The following is a 17279-nucleotide window of genomic DNA, read 5'->3' on the forward strand; positions in this document are numbered from 1 at the left end:
ATGAAATTTTCCGATATACCCGGTCTCGCTGACGTCAAACAACTTCTTACCGACGCTGTCAAAAGCAACCATACGGCGCACGCACAACTTTTCGTGGGGGCCGCCGGTGCACTTAACCTGCCCCTGGCGCTGGCGTATGCCACGTACCTGCATTGCGAAAACAAAGGCGACGATGATTCCTGCGGCGTGTGCCCCGCTTGCTCCAAGAACGCCAAGTTCATTCACCCCGATACACACTTTGTTTTTCCGCTGAGCAACGTCAAGAACGACAAAGACGACGACCGCTTCCGGGCCGACATCACAAAAAGCTGGCGGTCGTTCCTGTTAGAGCAATCCTACGGATCGCTCGACGACTGGACAAACTTCTATGGTGGTGAAGACAAGATGGCGCTCATTTCACGGGAAGAGAGCCGCGAGATCATCAAGACCCTGTCGCTGAAGCCGTTTGAAAGCCCGCATAAGGTCATGATCATCTGGCAGCCCGAGCTGATGCACACGTCGGCTGCCAACGGCATCCTGAAGATCCTGGAAGAACCGCCCCCGCAGACGTTCTTTATACTTGTTACCAACGCCGCCGACAGGCTGCTGTCTACCATCATCTCGCGCACGCAGATCGTCACGGTACCGCTGCTGCACGACGACGAAGTCGCCGCCTGTCTGCGCGAACGGCACGGCGTGGACGCTGCCAAAGCCGATAAGCTGGCGCCGCTGGCCGAAGGCAACCTGGGCCTGGCGGTGCGCCTGATCGACACACCGGAGGACAACAACGCCTCGGTCTTTATCGACTGGATGCGCGCTTGCTTCCGCAAGAGCTATGGCCAGCTGGTGGGCATGGCCGACACGTACCACGGACTGGACAAGCTCAGCCAGCGTAACATGATGACCTATAGCATCAATATGATGCGCGAGTCGATGCTCCACATCTCGGGTGCCGGCGCGATGAACCGCACCCGTGGCGAAGAGCTTAAATTCGTGCAGGATTTCAGCAAAGTACTGACGCTGGAGAAAATCGAGGGCTCCTACAAGTTGCTCAACGATGCCACCTATCACCTGGAACGCAACGGCAGCGCCAAGATGATCTTCCTGGACCTGTCGCTGAAATTATCCAAAACGCTTAATCCGTAACATGAATAAAACCATCCGCATAGGCACCCGCGGTAGCAAGCTGGCCCTCTGGCAAGCCGAGCACATCGCGTCCCTCATTCATCCGTCGGGCTATCGCACCGAGATTGTTCCGATCGAAACGCGCGGTGACAAGATCCTCGATGTTTCCATTGCCAAGATCGGTAGCAAGGGTGTCTTTACCGAAGAGATCGAAGCCAAACTGTTAGACGGCTCGATCGATATTGCGGTGCACAGTGCGAAAGATCTTTCCTCCGAGCTGCCCGATGCGCTGGAGCTGATAGCCTTTACGGAACGTGAAGCCGTGAACGATGTGCTGGTCAGCAACCGCCCGATCGATATAACCAACGGCACGGCGCTGCGCATTGGCACATCGGCTACGCGGCGGGTAGCCTTCCTGAAGCACTTCTACCCCAACGTACAGGCCGTCTCCATTCGTGGCAACCTGCAGACACGCTTTGCCAAACTGCAAGCCGGCGAGTGCGACGCATTGTTGCTGGCCTATGCCGGCGTGCACCGCATGGGCTTTGATAACTTTATCGTTGAGAAGATTCCGACCAGCTACTTCGTGCCTGCCGTAGGGCAGGGCTGTATTGCCGTGGAGTGTCACAAGAAGCTGGCGTTTGAAAAGAAAGAGATTCTCGATCGCTGGGTGAACCACCCTGAGACGGCGGTATGCGTACGCGCCGAGCGCGCCTTTCTGAAGACGCTGCACGGTGGCTGTAGCATTCCTGCTTTTGGTTATGCGCACTTCGAGGGCGATCTGATTTCCCTGAAAGCGGGGCTCATTTCACTCGACGGTCAACGCGTCATTAAAGTAAAACGCTCGTCGGTGACGGAAGAGGCCAAAGAGCTGGGCGAGCTGGTCGCCAACGAAGTGCTGAACATCGGCGGCGAGCAAATCCTGAAAGAAATACGCCAACAACTACTTAACGACTGATACCCTGTTATCGCTGATCTATACCCCACAGTTATGAAGCATACTTTTTTTGCCGGCATTGCCTTACTCTATTGCGTCATCTTTACCAGCTGCGCACAAGAGCGCGACCAGGTCGTAACATTTCACACACGTTACGGCGACATGGTGGCTATTCTCTACGACGAGACGCCCAAGCACAAACAGAATTTTATCAAGCTCGCCAAAGAGCATTACTTTGACAGCCTGATGTTCCACCGCGTGATCGACGGCTTTATGATCCAGGGTGGTGACCCCGACTCGCGCAAGGCCGCGAAAGGCGCCATGCTGGGCCAGGGCGGACCGGGCTATACTATCGACGCCGAGTTCAATCCCAAATATTACCACGAGAAAGGCGCCTTATCGGCAGCACGGTTGGGCGACCAGATGAACCCTTCCAAAGCGTCCAGCGGAAGCCAGTTCTACATTGTGCATGGCACCAAAGTGAAAGAAGAAGAGATCAAGATCGACCCGGCCAAATTCAACCAGGCCATGCAGCAGTTCTTTCAAAATCCAGCCAACAAAGCCGTGTATGATTCCATTGGTCAGTTCTACCAGGCGAACGATCTGCGCGGCGCGCAAGAATTTATCCTCAAGCTTAAGCCGCGTGTAGAAAAAGAAACCGGCATCGCGACGGAGAAAGATGTACCTGCCGAACAAGTCAAGGCGTATACCACCGTGGGCGGCGCGCCGCAGCTGGATGGCGCCTATACTGTTTTTGGAAAAGTGATCAAAGGCCTGGACATCATCGACACCATTGCCAAGCAATCGGTCGACCAGGCGAAACGTCCGCTGGAAGATATTCGCATGACGGTGACGGTCGAAGAGGTGTCCAAGAAAAAGATCGAGAAACTCTACGGCTATCACTACCCGCCGTCCGCTAAAAAGTAGTCCATGAAAATTCTTGTTACCGGCTCAAACGGCCTGCTGGGTCAGAAGCTTACTGTACTCTTACAACAGACGCCGGGCGTTACCCTGGTGGCTACGGCCCGGGGCAAATCTGTATTACCCCCCACCGCCGGCCACTTTGTGTCGCTGGACGTAACCGACGGCGAAGCCGTCGAGCGCGTGTTGGCCGCCGAAAAGCCGGATGTGGTGATTCATGGCGCCGCCATGACACAAGTAGATCAGTGCGAAACAGAACGTGCGCAATGCTGGGCCGCCAACGTTACGGCTGTGGAGCATATTGTCAAGGCCTGCAATCGCCATGCGATACACCTGGTGCACGTTTCCACCGACTTTGTGTTCGACGGATCACACGGCCCGCTGGAGGAAACCGAAACACCACACCCCATAAACTACTACGGCGAAAGCAAGCTGGCTGCGGAGCAGTATATACAACAGCATGCAACATCGGGCTGGGCGATCCTCCGCACGGTACTGGTCTATGGCATTACCAATGACATGAGCCGTTCCAACATCGTATTGTGGGTAAAGAACAGTATTGAGCAGGGCAAAACCATTCAGGTCGTAAACGATCAATGGCGCACCCCGACGCTGGCCGAAGACCTGGCGCAGGGTTGTTACCTGGCGGCGGTTAAACGCGCGCAGGGCATCTATCACATTTCTGGTAAAGATTTCCTGAGCCCCTATCAAATCGCCCTCGCGACAGCCGATTATTTTCAACTGGATAAATCGTTCATCCAGCCCACCGACTCGACGCGTTTTACGCAGCCGGCCAAACGCCCGGCGAAGACGGGCTTTATCATTGAAAAAGCCCGCCGGGAGCTGGGCTACGAGCCGCACAGCTTCCCGGAGGGCATTGCCGTCCTGGCGAACCAATTATCATCGTAATATAACTACTGGATATAGCATCATGATCAAAACCGCATTAGGCCGTCTGCGCATCGTCGCGTTCTTAGAAGGCATCTCCTTCCTCGTACTGCTGTGCATTGCCATGCCGCTGAAGTATATGGCCGATACCCCCGGTCCGGTGCGCGTGGTGGGCATGGCCCACGGCGTGCTCTTCATCGCCTATGTATTCTTGCTGTTACAGGTAGCCCTGGAGCTGCGTTGGAAGTTTTCCCGCGCGGTGTTGGCTTTTATCGCTTCACTGGTTCCGTTTGGCACCTTCTATGCCGACAAGAAACTGTTTCGCGAAGCCTGATTAGCGGTAGTCACCGTATGTCTGACAGTAGTCGGTTATAGTGTTCTCGTACAGGTCGCGTACCGAATACTGCAGGCTCACGCCACTGCGGTCAACGGTACCGACACCTTCGATCTCGTAGTCGTTGACGACCTGGTAAGGGATCGTGATCTTGTTGTTATATAAGAAGGCACGCACCCGCAGGTCGGCACCGTAGAAGTTATCGAGAAAGATCCGATCGTCGGAATATCCATCTTTGTTGACGTATACCTTGTAATACGTATAGTCGTCATACGTTTCCGAATACTCCTCCATGCTATACGAGCCCACTACTTGATCGCGTGGGTCGTAGCGGGGTTCGTCTACTACATTGACATTACAGGAAGCCAGTGTAACCAGGGCGAAGGCAGCAAACATGAACTGTTTCATATAAGTAGTAATTGATACTAACCGTTGTAAGGCAAGTTTAGGGCCAATTCTAAAAACGGCCCTGGCGAGGCCGTTAGGGGGCTTTTCATGACTTCTTTTAGCCCTGCCTGTATCTTTTATGATGTTTCACATACGTTGATTTGTTAACTTGCAAACTGGCTACATTGTGCCCGATTTTGTGACTCTCATTTTATGACAAAGCTTCGTATCATTTTTATGGGCACCCCGGAGTTTGCCGTGCCCAGCCTCGACGTGCTGGCGGCCAATCACTTCGACGTGGTGGCCGTCATAACCGCCCCCGACAAACCGCAGGGCCGCGGACAAAAGATTGTATACTCGCCTGTAAAAGAGTGCGCGCTGAAACATAACATTCCCGTGCTACAGCCAACCAACCTGAAGGCACCGGAATTCCTGGACGAGCTGCGCAGCTATAACGCCAACCTGCAAATCGTCGTCGCGTTTCGGATGTTGCCGGAAGCCGTCTGGGCGATGCCCGCCTTTGGCACCTTCAATCTGCATGCGTCTCTCCTGCCCCAGTACCGCGGCGCGGCGCCCATCAACTGGGCCATTATGCGCGGCGAGCGCGAGACCGGCGTTACGACGTTTTTCCTCAAGCATGAGATCGATACCGGCAGTGTCATCTTCCAGGAGAAAGAACCTATTCACGACGATGACAACGTCGGTACGTTGTACGAGCGCCTGATGGCGCGAGGCGCACAACTCGTGCTCAAGACCGTGCACGCCATTGCCGACGGCAACTATCCGTCCGTGCCGCAGCCGGCGGACGTGGAGATCAAACACGCGCCCAAGATCTTTAAAGAAACCTGCCGCATCGACTGGACGCAATCCGCGCGCGATGTACGCAACTTTGTACGCGGCCTGAGTCCCTACCCGGCGGCGTGGTGCGTGCTGGGCGATAAGACCTTTAAAGTATACCGTGTGTCGATTGTCCAGAAGAATCACGACGCACAACCCGGTGCCTATGACACCGATCAAAAAACCTATTTGCATGTGCGCACAGCCGATGGTTGGGTGGCGCTGGAAGAGCTTCAGCCAGAAGGCAAGCGCAGTATGAAAATTGACGAATTCTTTCGCGGAAATAAACTCTCATGAAAATATCTCTCATTGCCGCGCATGCGCAGAATCATGTTATCGGCAAAAACAACGACCTGCCCTGGCAGCTGCCCGACGACATGAAGTATTTCATGCAGACCACGCGGGGGCATCATTGCATCATGGGACGCAAGAACTACGACTCGATACCCGACAAGTTTAAGCCACTGCCCAACCGTACCAACATCGTCGTGACGCGCCAAAAAGGCTTTCATGCGCCGGGGTGTATTACGGTAAACACCATTGACCAGGGCATTGCGCTGGCCCGCGCGAACGGCGAGCCCGAGCTGTTTATCATCGGTGGTGCCGAAATCTATAACGCTACCCTGCCACAGGCCGACCTGCTATACCTCACCGAGATACACGCTGTGATTGACGGCGATACCTACTTTCCGGCGTTTGACAAACAAGAATGGAAGGAAGTGTCGCGCGTGCCGCATGCAGCCGACGAACGGCATGCCTACAGCTTTGACTTTGTCGTCTACGCGCGCCAGTAAGCGGGATGGAAACTAGGCGATCTCTTCGCCGGGCTGGGTCTTCCAGCGTTCGTGCATCCATACCCATTGCTCGGGATGGCTGCGCACCTGCTGTTCGATGAAGTTTGTGAGGATTTGTGTGTTGTATACCATGTCTGCCTCGTCGTTGCCGCTGACATTGAGCGGTATCTCCGGCAGGATGTGCATGTGCTGCTTCCAGTCCTTCCCCAGGTGGATATAGGTAGGCACGATGGAGGCGCCCGTCTTCAGGGCCAGGACGGTCGCTCCTACCGGTGTCGCGGCGGGCATACCAAAGAAGTTTACAAACCGGCTTTTTACACGGGTGTCCTGGTCGATCAGCAACGCCAACGATCCTCCCGACTTCAATACCTTGATCATTTTGAAAGTCTCACGGCCACGCTCGATGGCAATGGCGCCGTGTTTATTGCGGTAGTCCCACAACAGGTCATTGAGGCGGGGGTCTTTTAACGGCGTGCCGATAATGTTGGGATTGAGGCCGCGCAGGGCCATGACGGTAACCTGCAAATCGAAGGCGCCCATGTGGCAGGTCAGGAAGATCACCCCCTTGCCTTTGGCCTGTGCGCGCTCAAAATTCTCATAACCGTGTACGACTAAAATTTTGTCGAGGTCGGCCAGGGTGTGTATGGAAGCCGTGGCCCGCAACATCTCACCGGCATTTTTGCCCAGGTACTCAAAGGTGCGCCGTGACAGCGTGCGAATCTCGGCAGCCGATTTTTCTTTGCCATACGCCAGGGTGAGGTGGCGGAGTGTGCGTGTGCGTGTCTGGCCCGCGAACGGATAGGCCAATCGGCCCAGAAAGCCGCAGAACCGCAGCCAGGCCACCCGGGACATCAGGTTTGAGAGAAAGATCAGGAACCTGACCAACCCATAAACGATTGCGTAGCGGATCTTCCGGCGAATTATTTTAAGACTTGCCATGAGGCGCGAAGATAAGGGTTAGGATTAGGATTTTTGGCACTAAATTTAAGTCGTGAAAACACTGTATGTCATTCGTCATGCGAAAAGCAGCTGGGCCAACCCGTCGCAGGAAGATTTTGATCGCCCTTTGAACGAGCGCGGCAAGCGTGACGCCCCGCGCATGGGCAAACGGCTGTCTGAAAAGAATATTCACCCCGACCTGATGGTGACAAGTCCCGCCAAACGGGCGCGCTCTACAGCCAAACGGGTGGCCAAGGTGCTGGCCTTTCCCAAAGAAAAGATCAAAAAGGAAACCAAGCTGTATCACGCGGGGGAAGAAGTGATCCTGAAGACCATTCAAGACCTGAAAGATAAACACAACGTGGTAATGCTCTTTGGCCACAACCCGGGCCTGACCGAGTTTGTCAACTCCTTCCAGGACGACGAGTTTGACATCGACAATATGCCTACCTGCGGCGTGGTGGCCTTCCAGCTCAACATCGACTCGTGGAAAGATGCCTCGTGGGGTAAAGGCAAAATGCTTTTCTTTGATTACCCGAAGAGCCGCGAAGACTGATCGATCATCGGGTCAGCTCTTTGGGCAAATCTGAAATACGTTTCTTCAAAATACCGAACTCGCGGAAGCGGTAGCCTATCAGTATTTTAAATGTCCCGCTGGTGCTAACCAACTGTACATCGTCAAACTTGGCCGAGCGGTTCTGACTGTTAAAGCCCATGCCGCCAAAGAAACGATCACCGTTATAGCCGACGCCGATGCGGGCCGTGATGTAGGCATTAAAGCGAATGTCGTTGCGGTCTTTGCCTCCTTCCAACGTAGAGCCTAACCAATTGTGCGCCGGGCCGATCGCAAGCGTGCCGTTCAAAAAGAATCCCTTGTAGATGATGCTATAGGTATAGCCTGGCGCAAGCCCCAGCGTCGTGACCTGCATCCGTTTGATCCTGGCGTCATCTTTAAACTCGGCTGCATAGGCACTGCCCAGAATCGCCGAGTCGCCCGATGCCTGAAAGCTGCTGAGCGAGGCTACCAATAAGAACGAGCCTGCACTGCGCAGCTGACGGTCGGCAAAGTTATAGGCCGACCGGAATGAAAACTTCTTGTTGTTAAACGTATAATTTACGCTCACCCCGGTGTTGCGCGTCGTGATGTCGCTTCGCTGCGGGTAGGGCGTATTGCTCGGAATATTCATGTTCGGGTCTTCGATGTAAAACCCGCGGTACTTCTGTACAAAAGCATCGATGCCCCACCGCTTACCGATGATGTTGAGCTGCAGATCGCTGGCATCCGACTCGCCGTAGATGCGTTTGTTTTGTTCGTCCAGGGGTACCGAGAACGCGAGCTCGATGCCCAGTTCGAATATATACATCCCCAGGCCAAAGGCATAGGGTTTGTTCGAGCGATACTTCAATGTATAGTCTTTGTTGGCCAGACTGCCCATTTCGAAGTCGAGCCGGCGCTGCTTCAGCACCGGCCATAAAAAGAAATGATCGGGAAAGGACTGGATATACTGCGACCGTACAGAGTCATAGCTGCCCTGTGAGGCCGGCTGTATAGTTACGTCGTCCTGCGCAAATGCCGGCAGTGCAAGCACGGCCAGCATCAGTGTCCGGAAAAGGCTTTTCATTAAAGGATAAATTCGCTCAGGTCTTTGTTTTTTACCAGGCCGGACAGTTTCTCGCGCACCATGGCCGCGTTAATGGTGATGCGGGCATTGGGGCCGATCTTATCGGGCACGTCGAACAGGAACTCGTTGAGCAATTTGCTCATGACGGTATGCAGGCGACGGGCGCCGATGTTCTCGACTTCGGCGTTGATGACGAATGCCGTTTCGGCAATTTCTTCGATGGCGTCGTCGGTAAAGTCAATCATTACTTGTTCCGCCTCGAACAGTGCCTGGTATTGTTTGGTCAGCGCATTGCGCGGCTCTTTCAGGATCTGTACAAAGTCTTCGCGCGTCAGGTTGTTCAACTCTACACGTATGGGAAACCGGCCTTGCAGCTCGGGTATTAAGTCAGAAGGTTTTGCGATATGAAACGCACCGGCGGCAATGAACAGCACATGGTCTGTTTTGATCACACCATGTTTGGTGTTGACGGTGCTGCCTTCTACGATCGGCAGCAAGTCACGTTGTACACCTTCGCGGCTGACGTCGGGACCACTCCCGCCGCCACCTTTGCGCGAACCCGATGCAATCTTGTCAATCTCGTCAATGAAAATGATGCCGGCCTCTTCTGCCCGACGGATGGCTTCGTCTTTTACTTCGTCCATGTCGATGAGCTTGGCGGCCTCCTCTTCCAGCAGCAGCGTGCGCGCCTCGGCCACGGTCACCTTGCGCTTCTTGCTTTTCTTCGGCATCATGCCGCTGATCATGTCTTGCAAATTCATCATCGACACCTCGTCCATCATGCCGGCACCGATCATGCCAACACCTTGCCCGCCGCCGCCTTTTATGTCGATCTCGATCTTTCGGTCTTCCAGCTCACCATTACGGATCTTTTCACGAAAGTGATGTCGTGTGCGTTCGTTCAGCTCTGCGTCGTTGGCAGGGGGATCGTTGTCGTTGGTGCCAAAGCCGGCAGCACGATTCGTCACCGTACCGGATGAACGCAGCGGTGGAATCAACGCATCCAGTATGGTGTCTTCTACTGCCTGGGCTGCTTTCTCTTTTACTTCTTCTTTCTTGCGTGCGCGCACCATGTTGACAGATTGCTCTACCAGGTCGCGCACCATGCTTTCTACATCGCGCCCCACGTAGCCCACCTCGGTAAACTTCGATGCTTCCACTTTTACGAAAGGAGCATCGGCGATCTTGGCCAGACGGCGTGCGATCTCCGTCTTGCCGACGCCTGTGGCGCCGATCATGAGAATGTTGTTGGGCACGATCTCGCCTTGTATGTCGGCCCGGCTATTCATGCGACGCCAGCGGTTCCGCAGCGCGATCGCGACATTGCGCTTAGCTTCGTATTGCCCGATGATATACTTGTCGAGCTCCTCCACGATCTGCTGGGGCGTCAGGTATTTTTTTTCCATCATAGTTTATCGTCTCTTCAACATTCGTTCTACGTTCGATGACAGCGTGAGTGTATAGCCGCCGTTTCCAGCGACATAACCACTCCGGCTGAAAACAAATTCAAAAGCTTTTATCCGGGCAGAAAAGCCCAGCGAGATGCCGGCTCCACCCCCACCTTCTTCGAGCTTCAGCTCCTGGTGTTGCAGGTAGTTGTAGCCCAGCAGCAGGTTTACGTTGCGGTGGAAAAGGATCTCGGCTCCAAAGTTAATCCGTCGCAGCACCTTGTCCAATGTGCCGGGCTCGTCGTCGCCACTGGCCGGATCGTAATATGTCACGTCTTTGCGCGTCAGCGCATAGGCCGTAAGCGAAAAACGCAGGGGCATGTGCTCGGGTTTAAAGGTGGCGCCTACCTGTACATCAAACGGCAAAGAGGTGTTGCCCGTGTCGGTGTATTCGGATAAAGTTGTGCCGAGGTTGCGAATCGTCAGCCCCACACGCAAGTCCTGCTGGGGATGGATAAACACGCCACCCAGGTCCATCATCAGGGCGCTGGCACGATAGCCAGCCAGGTTAGAAAACACCAGCTTCAGGTTCGCACCTACGCGGAAATGGCCCACCTGATGACTTTTGCTCACCACCCAGGCCGTTTCACTCGACTTATAGTCGCCCAGGGGACTGCCTGCCGGGTCGTAACTCTGAATGGTGCCGTAACGCAGGTGTTGTACGCCAAAAGAAAGGGTGCCAATGCCCCGGAATTTGTGGGCATAGGCAAAGGTCGCCTGCCCCACGTCGGCCACATAGAACTGGTAGGAGGCCGAGGCCATGCCCGCCAGGGTGTCGGACACCAGTGCGGGGCTGGCAAAAAGGAAGTTTACGTCCTGGTCCGCCAGGGACACGTTTACGCCCCCGAGGGCCGCCTGGCGTGCGCTGGCGGGTAGCTGCAGAAACTCGAACGAGCGTTTCCCGCCGATCTGCGCATAGGATGACACGGTACAGAAAAAGAAAAAAAGAAGGTGCAATCGTCTCACCACGCCAGAAGCTTTGCCCGCTAATATCGCAAAAATGTTGTCATATCATGGCAGGGCTCTGCTATTCTGCTCAGGCGGTCGCTTTCTGGTCGGTTAGGACGAACTTCATAGGCACGGTAATATGGTCTTTGAGGAGCGCGATCTTGAGCACCTCTTCGACGTTGTCGACGTAGTGGAATGTCAGTCCCTTGAGGTAATTCTTTTCGATCTCCTCGATGTCGCGTCGGTTTTTTGTGCTCAGCACGATCTCTTTTATACCACTACGCTTGGCGGCCAGGATCTTCTCCTTGATGCCCCCTACCGGCAATACCTTGCCCCGGAGCGTGATCTCACCGGTCATGGCCAGCTTGGCTTTTACTTTACGTTGTGTATAGATCGACGCCAGGGAAGTGAACATGGTGATGCCCGCCGACGGTCCATCTTTGGGTACGGCACCAGCCGGCACGTGTATGTGCAGATCGTATTGCTGAAACAACCGGTAGTCTATCTGCAGCGCTTCGGCATTGGATTTTAAATAAGACAGCGCGGCCACGGCCGATTCTTTCATGACATCGCCTAACTGACCGGAGATCGTTAAGGAGCCTTTGCCACGGCTGAGGCTGGATTCTACAAAGAGGATCTCTCCGCCCACCTGTGTCCAGGCTAAACCTGTTACCACCCCCGCGATGTCGTTGCCCTGGTACAGTTCCTCGTCAAATATCTCAGCACCCAGGACTTTGCGCACCGTCTCGTCGCTGATCACTTTGTCATACTCCTCTTCCATCGCTACCGACTTGGCTATATGCCGCACGAGGGTACCGATCTTGCGCTCCAGGCTGCGTACACCCGACTCGCGGGTATAGCTATTGATGGTTTTGTTGATGGCATCTTTCGAGAACTTTACGTCGCTCGCCCGCAGACCATGCTCTTTCAGCTGTTTGGGGATGAGGTGTTTGACAGCAATCTCGACTTTTTCTTCTTGCGTGTAGCCAGTGATCTCGATGATCTCCATCCGGTCGCGCAAGGCGGGGTGAATGGTATCGAGCGAGTTGGCGGTGGCGACGAAGAGTACCTTCGAAAGGTCATAATCTACTTCCAGGTAGTTGTCGCCAAAGGTGCTGTTCTGCTCGGGGTCGAGCACTTCCAGTAACGCCGACGACGGGTCGCCGCGGAAGTCAGCCTTTACTTTGTCGATCTCGTCGAGTACAAAGACGGGGTTTGATGACTGCGACTTTTTGATGTGCTGCAGGATCTTACCGGGCATAGCGCCCACGTAGGTCTTACGGTGGCCACGAATCTCGGCCTCGTCGTGCACGCCCCCCAGGGACATGCGTACATACTTGCGCTGCAACGCTTTGGCTATAGAACGCCCCAGCGAAGTTTTCCCTACGCCGGGCGGGCCGTACAGGCACAAGATCGGTCCCTTCATATCTTGCTTGAGCTTGAGCACAGCCAGGTATTCCAGGATACGGTTCTTTACTTTTTCCAGACCAAAGTGGTCGTGGTCCAGTACCTTGCGGGCGCGCTTCAGGTCGAAGTCGTCCTCGGTATATTCGGCCCAGGGCAGGTCGAGCATAAACTCGACATAGTTCATGGCCACCGGGTATTCGGCCGCCATGGGATTTATGCGTAGCAGCTTGTCCAGCTCTTTGTTGAAGTGCTCGGCCGCTTGTTTCGTCCATTGTTTGCTCTCCGCACGGCGACGGAACTTCTCTACTTCTTTGTCGGGGCCGTCGTAGCCCAGCTCGTCTTGCAATACCTTTATCTGCTGGCGCAGGAAGTAATCGCGCTGCTGCTGGTCGATGTCGGTATGTACTTTCTTCTGGATCTCGTGTTTGATCTCCAGCATCTGTACATCTTTCAGCATATACTGCAGCAGCAGGGTGCCGCGGTCGGTAATATTCTGCGTTTCGAGTATCTTTTGTTTGTCGCCTACATCGGCGTTGAGGTTAGACGACAGGAAGTGCACCAGGAACGACATGCTCGAAATGTTGTCGAGTGCTACCTGTGCTTCCTGCGGTATCTCCGGATTTAGCTTCAGAATCTTGGTGGCAGTATCTTTCAGCGACTGCACCAGGGCTTTGGACTCTTTGTTGTTGGCATTGAGTATGGGCTCTGACTGGAGGGCGATGTGGGCCGTGAGGTACGGCTCTTCCTGCACAAATTCTTTGACGGTAAACCGGTTCTTGCCCTGGATGATAATAGTCGTATTACCATCGGGCAACACCAGCATCTTGATGATGCGGGCTACGGTGCCGGTGCGGTAAAGGTCGTCGATGATAGGCTCTTCAGCCTGCGAGTTCTTTTGCGCTATCACGCCAATGATACGGTTTCCCTGGTAAGCCTTTTTTACCAGCTTAATGGACTTCTGCCGGCCTACCGTGATGGGAATAACTACCCCGGGGAACAACACTGTGTTTTTAATGGGGAGGATCGAGAGCTCTTCCGGAAGGTCCTCCGGCTTAATATCGGAATCTTGCTCGGGATTGATCAGTTGAATGAGATCATCTGATTCTTCCTGAACGAGCTGTATGGGATTTGCTTTAAACATTGCCTTAGTCGAAAAATGTCAAACTGGCACGGCGTGCGTGCGCTTCGTTATGTGGTTGCTATGTGCGCCTAAAGGACAATAGTAGTGCCAAGAGAGTTGTAAAAGAAGCAAAATAGTGTCAACTTTATCCGGTAAGCGTGTTTTTTACCAAACGCAGGTTAAGTGAAAACCTACTTTTTAACCTTAATTACAGTCTTTTGGCTGTTGGTTCACGCTCCGCTCCTGGCTCAAAAGCCTAAAACGAAATACAAAAAGGGTGGAGTCGTTCAGCTTAATGATAGCCTGACAAGCTACCGCCAATCTGACATTTTCGTTTTTCCCAATGTGAATGGGGTCCGCTTCTATAAAGATGCAGGAAAACTTGCCAAAATAAAAGCGCTTGCCGCCGCCGGTGACGACGCGCAACAATATGCCGAGCTGAAAGCTTATGTACGAAATTTCGGCATTGAAAACTTCGGCATCGAGACGCAACTCATCTGGGACTTAGCGAAGCTCTCGGAAAAGCTCGGCCCACCGGGCGAAGCAGTACTGCTTTACAAGCTCGTACTCAAACACCACAAACAGAACATCGACGAGAAACAGGTGCGCCAGGAGTTCGATACACTCACCCGTAACCAAACCGACCTGTATGTGCCGCTGAAGCAATATTATGACCTGGTGGCCTTTCGTAAGGAAATCGACACCTTGCGCCCGCCGCAGGGTGTGCTGCTCAACATGGGCTATGGTGTAAACTCCGAGAAAGAAGATTACGGCCCGACGATCGGCAATGTCGACAACGTCATGCTCTTTACGTCCAAGCGAAATTCGAAGGTTACACCCTTGCAAAAGACCTATAACGAAGACTTGTTTTATACGATCAAGAACGACTCCCTGTGGGGCTTTTCGGAAGAGTTGAAGAAGATCAATACGCCGTACAACGAAGGGTCGGGCAGCTTAAGCCGCGACGGCCGGCATTTATACTTTGCACGCTGCAACTCGCCCGACTCGTACGGCAACTGCGACATCTTTGTATCCGACCTACAGCCAGACAGCACCTGGGGCGAAGCCCGAAACCTGGGACAGAATATCAACAGCGCGTCATGGGACTCGCAGCCTTCTCTCTCCCACTCCGGGGACACATTGTACTTTTCGTCCGACCGCATTGGCGGCTTTGGCTTTTCTGATATTTACGTTTCGGTGCGCGACATCGACGGCCGCTGGCAAAAGGCGCAGAACCTGGGCCCGATCGTCAATACCCGCGCGTTTGAGGTAAGTCCATTCTTTCACCATACGCGCAATGTACTCTACTTCAGCTCCAACGGGCAGCCGCTGAACTTTGGTGACTTCGACATCTACAAGGCGTATCGCGACGGCACCGCGTGGGGCGAGCCCAAGAACATCGGGCCGCTGGTGAACGGCGTAGGAAGCGAATATTACTTTACAATCGACTCGGAGTCCAAAAATCTGTACTATGCCAAGTCGGCTGAGGACAACCTGAACAATCTTGATCTATACTCTTTCCCGGTGCCGATGGAAGCACAGCCCGACGCGGTGGCACGTCTCAAGGGTAAGCTGATCAACTCGGAAACGAAGAAACCTTTCCGTGGCATTGTCTCCGTCATTGACTTAGACAAAGGCGTGGAAGTAGCACCGAAGTTTCTGCGTGACGACGGTTCGTTCGATTTTAACCTGATCAACAAACGGAATTATTTGCTCATCATTCAGGGTGACGACTTCTTCCGTATCGAGCAAATTTTCTTCATGGATGGAGATCAGGAGATCAACCTCGAGACCGAACCCATCGAAAGCAAAATTGCTTTTCAATCGCTCGAGTTTGAGAATGGCATGGCCGACATACTTGAATCCATGCACCCCGACCTGAACAAGCTGGCCAACTTTATGATCGATCACCCGATGCTCAACCTGAGCATTGCCGGCCATACTGACAAGCAGGGGAATGAGATTGCAAACCTGAAGCTGTCGCAAGCACGCGCCGACGCCATCAAGGCCTACCTGATCTACAAGTTCGGCATTGATGCCAGTCGCATTGAAGCCCATGGCTACGGAAGCTCGAAGCCTATTGTTGACGAAAAGACGGAAGCAGATCGCAGCCTGAACCGCCGGGTGGAATTCCAAATCCACAAACCGGAATAAAACAACAATGCCCCCCGACGGTTTAGTCGGGGGGCATTAAAATATCTTATCTGTTGAGCGCTTACGAGAACAGATTCACGATGTCGTTCGCGAAGATAAATACCATCAGCGCCAGCAGGAATACCATCCCTACTTTCTGCGCATTTTCCAGGAACTTGTCAGAAGGCTTGCGACGCGAAACGATCTCATAGGTGAGGAACATCACGTGGCCACCGTCAAGCGCCGGGATCGGCAGCAGGTTCATAAAAGCCAATACGAGTGACAATACGCCGGTCAGTGACCAGAAACGTTGCCAGTCCCACTCGCCGCCATAGGCACGCATGATGCCGATCGGGCCGGACAGGGACTTCTGGGGTGACAGCTTTCCGCTAATCACCGCGCCAAAGGCTGTCACTTGTGTCTTCAGCGTTTGTACGGCGCGGGTAGCACCCAGCGGTATAGACTCTCCAAGACCATATTTCTTGGCAACGCGGCCCTCTGCCAGGTAATCTTTTGGTTCCATGGCGCGGAAGCCGATACCCTCTTTACCCTTGAAAGCCTCTTTGAATGCAAGCGTAGCGCCGGCGCGAGACACTTTGAAGGAGATGGAGTCAGCTTTTGACTTTTTGCTATTCTGTACGAGCTTATATACCTGGTCAAAGTATGCTACGGGCGTGCCATTCACTTCCGTAAATACGTCACCGGCTTTCAGTCCAGTCTTTTCGGCAATAGATTCTTTCGTCACTTCGCCTACTACCGGCGGTACGCGGTACCGCAGGAAGTTCATGGCATTTTCTTTCTTGTTGAACTTCTCGATGAAGTTTCCGGGAATGGAAATATCAACCAGTTTGCCGTCGCGCTCTACGGTATAATAGCCATCATTGCTGAGCAACGTCTGCGGTTTGGTAATGTCCTCGGTATACAAGAAATCTTTACCGTTGATCTTCACGATCTTGTCGCCGGTGCGCAAGCCGATTTCTTCGCCGACTTCGCCTACATCAAAGCCGCCGTTTTTGTTTACGACGTCTTTCAGCATATAGACATCGCCAAAGACGAATGTCAGGGAGATAAAGATCAATACGCCTACGATGAGGTTTACGATGATGCCGCCGAGCATAACAATGAGACGCTGCCAGGCCGGCTTGGAGCGAAACTCCCACGGCTGCGGGTCCTGCTTCATCTTTTCGGTATCGAGCGACTCGTCTATCATACCCGAAATCTTTACATATCCACCCAGCGGTATCGCACTGATGGCGTATTCTGTTTCACCTTTTGTAAAGGACCATATCTTCGGCGGGAAGCCGATCGAAAATTGTTCTACGCGCATTCCAAAATACTTGGCTGCCAACAAGTGGCCCATTTCGTGTACGGCCACCAAAAACGATAAGCTCAGCAGTAACTGAGCTAACATGATCATCCAATCCATTCGTTATCTTTTAATCCGTTAGTCTTTTCTTTTT

Annotated in this window: 16 protein-coding genes; 9 read left to right on the plus strand and 7 right to left on the minus strand. The window is 53.6% G+C overall.

The genetic code is table 11. The features are described 5' to 3' along the window. The 5 genes from K7P01_RS01975 to K7P01_RS01995 are packed head-to-tail and all read left to right on the plus strand — an operon-like array spanning position 1 to position 4184. Complete coding sequence (locus tag K7P01_RS01975) at positions 1-1125, plus strand: DNA polymerase III subunit (RefSeq protein WP_267289292.1); 1125 nt, start codon at positions 1-3, stop codon at positions 1123-1125. Between the two features lies 1 nt (position 1126). Beyond that, positions 1127-2062: a hydroxymethylbilane synthase gene (gene hemC, locus K7P01_RS01980; RefSeq protein WP_267289294.1), complete on the plus strand. Its 936-nt coding sequence runs from the start codon at positions 1127-1129 to the stop codon at positions 2060-2062. 33 nt (positions 2063-2095) lie between these two features. After that, complete coding sequence (locus K7P01_RS01985) at positions 2096-2968, plus strand: peptidylprolyl isomerase (protein WP_267289296.1); 873 nt, start codon at positions 2096-2098, stop codon at positions 2966-2968. A gap of 3 nt (positions 2969-2971) precedes the next feature. After that, positions 2972-3871, plus strand: a complete 900-nt coding sequence (locus K7P01_RS01990) for an SDR family oxidoreductase (RefSeq protein WP_267289298.1) — start codon at positions 2972-2974, stop codon at positions 3869-3871. A gap of 22 nt (positions 3872-3893) precedes the next feature. Beyond that, on the plus strand, positions 3894-4184 hold the full coding sequence (locus K7P01_RS01995; RefSeq protein WP_267289300.1) for a DUF3817 domain-containing protein: 291 nt from the start codon (positions 3894-3896) through the stop codon (positions 4182-4184). Here the strand turns inward: K7P01_RS01995 and K7P01_RS02000 are convergent, their stop codons facing one another. Next, positions 4185-4592, minus strand: a complete 408-nt coding sequence (locus K7P01_RS02000) for a hypothetical protein (RefSeq protein ID WP_267289302.1) — start codon at positions 4590-4592, stop codon at positions 4185-4187. A gap of 192 nt (positions 4593-4784) precedes the next feature. Between K7P01_RS02000 and fmt the strand changes: the two genes are divergently transcribed. Continuing rightward, complete coding sequence (gene fmt, locus K7P01_RS02005; RefSeq protein WP_267289304.1) at positions 4785-5705, plus strand: methionyl-tRNA formyltransferase; 921 nt, start codon at positions 4785-4787, stop codon at positions 5703-5705. Continuing rightward, the gene (locus K7P01_RS02010; protein WP_267289306.1) at positions 5702-6202 is read left to right on the plus strand and encodes a dihydrofolate reductase; all 501 of its coding nucleotides are present in this window, start codon (positions 5702-5704) and stop codon (positions 6200-6202) included. The genes fmt and K7P01_RS02010 overlap by 4 nt, the downstream gene beginning before the upstream one ends. A 12-nt stretch (positions 6203-6214) precedes the next feature. On the opposite strand, the gene K7P01_RS02015 is transcribed toward K7P01_RS02010, so the two are convergent. Further along, positions 6215-7141 (minus strand): lysophospholipid acyltransferase family protein, encoded by a 927-nt coding sequence (locus K7P01_RS02015; RefSeq protein ID WP_267289308.1) that lies wholly within the window; start codon positions 7139-7141, stop codon positions 6215-6217. A 52-nt stretch (positions 7142-7193) separates the two neighbouring features. Here K7P01_RS02015 and K7P01_RS02020 point away from each other — a divergent pair, with 52 nt between their 5' ends. After that, a complete protein-coding gene (locus K7P01_RS02020; protein WP_267289310.1) occupies positions 7194-7697 on the plus strand; it encodes a SixA phosphatase family protein in 504 nt (167 codons plus the stop codon). A gap of 4 nt (positions 7698-7701) precedes the next feature. Here the strand turns inward: K7P01_RS02020 and K7P01_RS02025 are convergent, their stop codons facing one another. From K7P01_RS02025 to lon, 4 genes are all read right to left on the minus strand, one after another. Then, positions 7702-8763: a DUF4421 domain-containing protein gene (locus K7P01_RS02025; RefSeq protein WP_267289311.1), complete on the minus strand. Its 1062-nt coding sequence runs from the start codon at positions 8761-8763 to the stop codon at positions 7702-7704. Next, positions 8763-10172, minus strand: coding sequence for an ATP-dependent protease ATPase subunit HslU (hslU, locus tag K7P01_RS02030; protein ID WP_267289313.1), 1410 nt, complete (start codon positions 10170-10172; stop codon positions 8763-8765). The genes K7P01_RS02025 and hslU overlap by 1 nt, the downstream gene beginning before the upstream one ends. 3 nt (positions 10173-10175) lie before the next feature. Then, positions 10176-11180: a type IX secretion system protein PorQ gene (gene porQ, locus K7P01_RS02035; RefSeq protein WP_267289315.1), complete on the minus strand. Its 1005-nt coding sequence runs from the start codon at positions 11178-11180 to the stop codon at positions 10176-10178. Positions 11181-11247: 67 nt separating this feature from the next. Beyond that, positions 11248-13707, minus strand: coding sequence for an endopeptidase La (gene lon / locus K7P01_RS02040; protein WP_267289316.1), 2460 nt, complete (start codon positions 13705-13707; stop codon positions 11248-11250). Positions 13708-13869: 162 nt separating this feature from the next. Here lon and K7P01_RS02045 point away from each other — a divergent pair, with 162 nt between their 5' ends. Then, a complete protein-coding gene (locus K7P01_RS02045) occupies positions 13870-15840 on the plus strand; it encodes an OmpA family protein (RefSeq protein WP_267289318.1) in 1971 nt (656 codons plus the stop codon). A 61-nt stretch (positions 15841-15901) separates the two neighbouring features. Here the strand turns inward: K7P01_RS02045 and rseP are convergent, their stop codons facing one another. Continuing rightward, positions 15902-17236 (minus strand): RIP metalloprotease RseP, encoded by a 1335-nt coding sequence (rseP, locus tag K7P01_RS02050; RefSeq protein ID WP_317987599.1) that lies wholly within the window; start codon positions 17234-17236, stop codon positions 15902-15904. Positions 17237-17279: the final 43 nt, after the last annotated feature.

This window comes from Parachryseolinea silvisoli (assembly GCF_021190955.1).
GTDB lineage: Bacteria > Bacteroidota > Bacteroidia > Cytophagales > Cyclobacteriaceae > Ohtaekwangia > Ohtaekwangia silvisoli.